An 890-nucleotide genomic window follows, 5' to 3' on the forward strand; every position below is an offset into this window, starting at 1 on the left:
TTATTCCCGCCATTCCCGCTGGCGCGCTGGACGCCGCCGTGCTATCCGGGACCTTCACCGACCTTCACCGACCTTCACCGACCTTCACCGACCTTCACCGGCACGGCGCGGTAGTTAGGTGCGGCGGGTCAGCAGAAGGCGACCATCTCGCGTAGCCACTCGTCCAGTTTGGCGATTTCGGTGGCCGACGCGATGCCCAGCGGTGCGGACCGGGTGAACCGCTGGGTGGATACCGCCGTGATCTCCTCGGTGCGTGCCCAGCTCGGCCGGTACAGGCCGGACTCGGGCGAGTCGATGCGCACGTGATGGTCCAGGCCCCGGTCCCGCGCGGTCAGGGGCACCACGAGGGCCATGTCGATCGGAAACCGGCAGTGCGTCGCCGAGCCGACCACCACGGCCGGACGCGGGCCGCCCTGCTCGTGCCCGATCGGCTGGCCGAAGTCCACCAGCCACACCTGCCAGGGCGCGAGCCTCAGCGCCCGGCTCACCGGTTGTACTCCGGGTACTCTTCGCGAGTATCCGGCAGGCCGTCGCCGGCCGCATCGTCGGTCAGCCGCGCCTCGGCCTGGTAGCTGGCCCATTCCTCGGCGTCGGCGCGTAGCTCCTCGTACCGCCGCATGATGCGGTTGATCTTGTATTCCTTGACCAGACGCCGGACTGCCTCGCCCAGCGGCACGCCGTGGAAGTCCCGCTCGGCGATCTCCGCCAGTTCATCGCGTAGCCCGCTGTCAAGCTGCATAGATGTCGAAGCCATAGCATCAAGTATGGCATCTGCTATAGATCGAGTTGTGGTAGTGTCGATAGGAGATCACGCACAGCGCCACTGACCGTTCGGTTGCTGGTCAAGCCCCGCCTCGTCCTGACCTGCAGTGCTGTGGAACAGCTTCTAC

Annotated in this window: 2 protein-coding genes; both read right to left on the minus strand. The window is 66.6% G+C overall.

The window, feature by feature from the left end; translation table 11 throughout:
- Positions 1–128: 128 nt before the first annotated feature.
- Positions 129–488: a type II toxin-antitoxin system PemK/MazF family toxin gene (locus U9980_RS26935; protein WP_322770496.1), complete on the minus strand. Its 360-nt coding sequence runs from the start codon at positions 486–488 to the stop codon at positions 129–131.
- Positions 485–739 carry a hypothetical protein gene (locus U9980_RS26940; RefSeq protein WP_322770497.1) on the minus strand — a complete coding sequence of 85 codons (255 nt, stop codon included), beginning with the start codon at positions 737–739 and terminating at the stop codon, positions 485–487. Before U9980_RS26940 ends, U9980_RS26935 begins: the two co-directional genes overlap by 4 nt.
- Positions 740–890: the final 151 nt, after the last annotated feature.

Source organism: Protofrankia sp. Cr1 (assembly GCF_963555865.1).
Lineage (GTDB): Bacteria > Actinomycetota > Actinomycetes > Frankiales > Frankiaceae > Protofrankia.

Bases quoted from the DNA above. Each gene is read 5' to 3' on its own strand.
- U9980_RS26940 (WP_322770497.1), bottom strand. From the start codon at position 739: ATGCAGCTTGACAGCGGGCTACGCGATGAACTGGCGGAGATCGCCGAG.